Annotated in this window: 4 protein-coding genes and 1 pseudogene; 2 read left to right on the forward strand and 3 right to left on the reverse strand. The window is 56.4% G+C overall.

The genetic code is table 11. The features are described 5' to 3' along the window. Together JSN25_RS22035 and JSN25_RS08310 are read left to right on the forward strand one after the other, a co-directional pair. Positions 1-420: pseudogene (locus tag JSN25_RS22035) on the forward strand (HlyD family secretion protein); the annotation flags it as partial. After that, positions 410-1,474 (forward strand): DUF2955 domain-containing protein, encoded by a 1,065-nt coding sequence (locus JSN25_RS08310; protein WP_150344618.1) that lies wholly within the window; start codon positions 410-412, stop codon positions 1,472-1,474. The pseudogene JSN25_RS22035 and the gene JSN25_RS08310, both read left to right, overlap by 11 nt. 102 nt (positions 1,475-1,576) lie before the next feature. On the opposite strand, the gene yjiA is transcribed toward JSN25_RS08310, so the two are convergent. From yjiA to btsT, 3 genes are read right to left on the reverse strand one after another with little or no spacing between them, the layout of a single operon-like run. Further along, entirely contained in the window at positions 1,577-2,533 is a 957-nt protein-coding gene (gene yjiA, locus JSN25_RS08315; RefSeq protein ID WP_204525609.1) for a GTPase, read from the reverse strand. Between the two features lie 12 nt (positions 2,534-2,545). Then, positions 2,546-2,740 carry a YbdD/YjiX family protein gene (locus tag JSN25_RS08320; protein ID WP_003830038.1) on the reverse strand — a complete coding sequence of 65 codons (195 nt, stop codon included), beginning with the start codon at positions 2,738-2,740 and terminating at the stop codon, positions 2,546-2,548. Positions 2,741-2,790: 50 nt separating this feature from the next. Further along, positions 2,791-4,941: a pyruvate/proton symporter BtsT gene (gene btsT, locus JSN25_RS08325; protein ID WP_038636946.1), complete on the reverse strand. Its 2,151-nt coding sequence runs from the start codon at positions 4,939-4,941 to the stop codon at positions 2,791-2,793. Between the last annotated feature and the right edge of the window lie 182 nt (positions 4,942-5,123).

Below are 5,123 nucleotides of genomic sequence, written 5' to 3' on the forward strand. Positions count from 1 at the left end.
CCCGGACTGTACGCCACCGCCGCCACGCCGCTGCTGGCGCTGGTCAGCCACCAGACCGATATCGTGGCCGACTTTCGCGAGAAAAGCCTGCGCCATACTCGCGTGGATACCGATGCCGCCGTGGTGTTCGACGCGATGCCGGGCAAGGTTTTTTCTGCCCGCGTTACCAGCAGCGATGCCGGTATTCTGGCGGGCCAGGAGCAGGTTAACGGCCAGCTGTCGCAGCCGGAACAGTCCACCCGTTGGGTGCGTGATGCCCAGCGTATGCGTATTCATGTGGCGCTGAACGAACCGCTCGACACGCCGTTACCGACCGGCGCGCGCGCCACGGTACAGCTGTATAACAGCGAGGGGATGTTCGCCCGTACCTTTGCCGGGGCGCAAATCCACCTCGTTAGCTGGCTGCATTATGTCTATTAACACGCTGGCCCATGTCTTTACGCCGCACGGGAATATTGTCTACACCGCCAATGATTTTCGCCAGACCCTGCGTATCTCCGTTGCCGGGACAATCGCGCTGAGCATCTCAACCTTCTACAACGTGCAGTACGGCGTATTTTTTGTGGTTTATCCGCTGATGCTGCTGTCGCTGGTGCCGGTATTCAACCGCCATGTGGCAACACAGTTTGTGTTCAGCGCGGCAGTAAACTGTGTTGAAATGGTGCTGATTGTCGGCTATCTCTCACAGTGGCCGCTGATCATGACGCTGGTGGTGTTCGGCCTGTACGTGATGCGTTTTCGTTTTATGAGCAAAGGGTCGCTGTTTTTGCTCGGTTCGATGGGCGTGGTGTGCCAGAGCACGATGCTCAACTTTATGAGTTATCCCACCACCAACTGGCATACGCTGATGTTCTCCAATATGGAAGCCTGCGTCATGGCGGTGGCGCTGAGCGCGCTGCTGCATTATCTGATCCCGGACGTGGAACCCCGCCAGCCGCCGCCGCGAATTGAAAAAGATGCCGCCCGGGTGCGCCACGAGTCGCTGCTTTCCGGCACGGTGGCGACGATGATTTTTGTTGTCTTTCAGATCTGTGACTTAAGTGATTCGCTGTCGGCGCTGATGGCGGGCATTTTGATCCTGTTTCCGATGCACTATCGCGGGGCGGTGATCAGCTCGATCTGGCGTGTGGTTGGCGTGGTGCTGGCCTGTCTGTATATTCTGCTGGTGCAGTTGCTTATCTATGATTTCAGCAACCACATGGTGCTGATGATGCCGCTGATCGGTCTCGGGCTGGCGTTCAGCGCCCGCCTGCACGTTATGGAAAAAGTCGGCGCGGGCGTGGGGTTTGCCAGCATCACCACCATCGGTATTATGTTCGGCCAGAACCTGCACCCGGATCAGGACCTGGTGTTCAGCGATCTGTACCGCATCACCTCCGTCACCGTCGCGCTGGTGGCAACGCTAACGATGGTATTTCTGGTGCACCGGGTGTTGAACTGCTTTGCCGCGACGCGGTTTGTGATCACCGAGTGAGTGGGGGGGAAGTGCCGGATGGCGGCTGYGCCTTATCCGRCCTACAAGGAGCGGGATTTTCAGGCCCGGTCACATCGCGTCACCGGGCAATTCAGCAGGGGATTACTTCTTCAGTCCCGCAAACGCGGCTCTGATCTCATCTTCTGGCAGATTAATACCAATAAACACCAGCAGGCTGTGCGGCGTTTCGTCGCCCCACGGGCGGTCCCAGTCGGCGCTGTACAGGCGCTGGACGCCCTGGAACAGCAGGCGGTTTGGCTCGCCTTCAATCCACAGCATGCCTTTATAGCGCAGCAGCTTCTCGGCGGATTCCAGCAGCAGATTTTCCATTACGCGCGATACGTCGCTGATGTTCACCGGGTAATCCAGTTCGACGACGATCGAGGAAATATCGTTTTGCTTGTCAGCGATAAAGTGGAAGCGCGGTTTGGCGCTGACCACGTTCTCTTCCAGCATAAAACCGTTGGTATCGAACAGCAGCGAAAGGTCGATATCGCCATGCGTCACGGTGTAAATCGGCGCACGGGCGTTGATGCGCGTCAGGCGCTCACGCAGTTTCTCGCTTTCACCTGCGACGTCGGTTTTGGTCAGCAGGATGCGGTCAGCATAGCCGACCTGCGACTGGGCGATGGTGAACTGGTTCATCTGATCGTCAGCATGTACCGCGTCAACCAGCGCAATCACGCCGTCCAGCAGGTAGCGTTCGCAAATCACTTCATGGGAGAAAAAGGTCTGGATAATCGGGCCGGGGTCGGCCATGCCGGTGCACTCGATCACCAGACGGTCAAAATTGATAGTGCTTTTGTCGAGGTTGTCGAGCAGGTCTAACAAGGCATCTTCCAGCTCACTGGAGCGGGTACAGCAAATGCAGCCGTTGGTCAGGGTCTTAATCTGCGTGGCGCGGTCGCCGATCAGCTGATCGTCCACTGAGACTTCGCCGAATTCATTTTCGATAACGGCAATCTTGTAACCGTGCTGCTCGTTGAGAATATGGCGTAGCAGGGTGGTTTTACCCGCGCCAAGAAAACCGGTGAGTAGGGTAACTGCAATCGGGGTCATTCACTTCTCCTTCTAACAGCAACTGCTTCCGCCGCTACCGTAGCGGGCTTCCTGGCGCTCGCGGAAGAATTCTTCGTAGGTCATGTACGGCTTATCGGGATGGTTGGTCTTCATGTGCTCGACGTAGTTGTCGTAGTCCGGAATGCCAATCAGCATCTTCGCCGCCTGACCGAGATATTTTTTAGCTTGCCCTAAAGTACCAAACATAAACAATCCTGATAAGCGAAAAGCCCCGCCGGAGCGGGGCTGAATACATCTTAGTGGTGTGACGAGGTCTTCACGCCGCCTTCCGGCACCGGTACATACGGCGTCTCTTTATCGGAGCGACCGTTGATGGCGCGGGCTTTCTGCCAGGTACGGAACCCGTAGAAAATGATGCTGTACACCACCACCAGGAACAGAATACTCAGACCTGCGTTGGTGTAGTTGTTGACGACGATATGGTTCATATTGGCAATCTGCTGAGCGGTCAGTTCGCCGCCGTTAGCAATCTTCTCTTTGTACTGATTCGCCATAAAGAAGAAGCCTTCCATCTGCGGGTTGGTGCTGAACAGTTTCAGACCCAGCGCCCAGGTGGTGCAGATCAGCAGCCATACTGCCGGAACCACGGTAACCCAGATGTATTTGGTGCGCTGCATTTTAACCAGCACCACGGTGCCGAGAACCAGCGCCACGGCAGCCAGCATCTGGTTAGAGATACCGAACAGCGGCCACAGGCTCTTAACGCCGCCCAGCGGGTCAACCACGCCTTGATACAGCAGGTAACCCCACAGGCCTACGCAGCCTGCAGTACCGATGACACCCGCCACCAGAGAGTCGGTTTTCTTCAGGAACGGGACGAAGTTACCCAGTAAATCCTGCAGCATAAAGCGGCCAGAACGGGTACCGGCATCCAGTGCGGTCAGGATGAACAGTGCTTCAAACAGAATACCGAAGTGGTACCAGAAACCCATGTCAGCCATCGGCAGCACTTTGTGGAACACGTGAGCGATACCCACAGCCAGCGTCGGCGCGCCACCTGCGCGGTTCAGAACGGACGGTTCACCGATGTCTTTCGCGGTCTGCAGGATCTGCTCAGGCGAAATCACGAAGCCCCAGGAGCTGACGGTCGCCGCCGCATGTGCGGTGACATCTTTCAACTGCGCCATAATCAGTGGCGCGTTCTCACCGCTCATTTCATGCAGGTTCGGCATGGTGATGCCAAGGCCCGCAGGCGGGGTGTTCATCGCGAAGTACAGACCCGGTTCGATGATGGAGGCGGCAACCAGCGCCATAATCGCCACGAAGGATTCCATCAGCATTGCGCCATAGCCAATGAAACGCGCGTCGGTTTCACAAGCCAGCAGCTTCGGCGTGGTACCGGAAGCAATCAGCGCGTGGAAGCCAGATACCGCACCACAGGCGATGGTGATGAACAGGAACGGGAACAGTGCGCCTTTCCACAGTGGGCCAGTACCATCAACGTACTGCGTCATCGCCGGCATTTTCAGTTCCGGGTTGAGGATAACAATCCCCACCGCCAGGCCGACGATAACGCCGATTTTCAGGAAGGTCGCCAGATAGTCGCGCGGGGCGAGGATCAGCCATACCGGCAGCAGCGCAGAGATAAACGCGTAACCGATCAGGGTAAAGGTGATGGTGGTGTCTTTAAAGGTTAGCGCCGGACCCCAGAACGGGTCATGCGCAATCACGCCGCCGAAGTAGATGGAGGCGACCAACAGCACAATACCAATTACCGACACTTCGCCCACACGGCCTGGGCGCAGGAATCGCATGTAGATCCCCATAAACAGCGCAATCGGTACGGTTGAGCAGACGGTGAAGACACCCCACGGGCTTTCCGCCAGCGCTTTCACCACGATCAGCGCCAGTACCGCCAGGATGATGATCATGATTAAGAAGCAGCCGAACAGAGCAATGGTTCCCGGGATCGGGCCCATCTCTTCTTTGATCATCTCGCCCAGAGATGCGCCGTTACGGCGGGAAGAGATAAACAGCACCATGAAGTCCTGTACCGCACCGGCCAGCACCACGCCTGCCAGCAGCCATAGCGTACCGGGCAGGTAGCCCATCTGCGCAGCCAGTACCGGTCCGACCAGCGGACCTGCACCGGCGATAGCGGCAAAGTGGTGCCCAAACAATACGTTACGGTTAGTAGGAACGTAGTTCAGACCATCATTGTTGATGACCGCTGGCGTAGCGCGCGTCGGGTCAAGTTTCATCACTTTCTGGGCGATGTACAGACTGTAGTAACGATAGGCCACCAGATAAACAGAAACTGAGGCCACCACGATCCACAGGGCACTAATGTGCTCACCCCGACGTAATGCCACTACCGAGAGGCAGAATGCACCGATGATTCCGAGAATCACCCAGGGTATGTGCTTGAATATCTTTTTCGTATCCATAGTAAAACCTGGTATCTAATTAATAATTGGCCGAAGCCGCGTGGGTTTGATCTTGTGTTTGAGGAGGTAAATTGACTGCTATGTTGGAGGGATCTTGCCAGAGAATTACGCGCGTAAAGTAAGGTAAATAAGTGAGCGGTTGTATGTCAGCTTAAGCGGTCTCAAATGTCAGTGAGCGGTTT

Source organism: Citrobacter cronae (assembly GCF_016893685.1).
Taxonomy (GTDB): Bacteria; Pseudomonadota; Gammaproteobacteria; order Enterobacterales; family Enterobacteriaceae; genus Citrobacter; species Citrobacter werkmanii.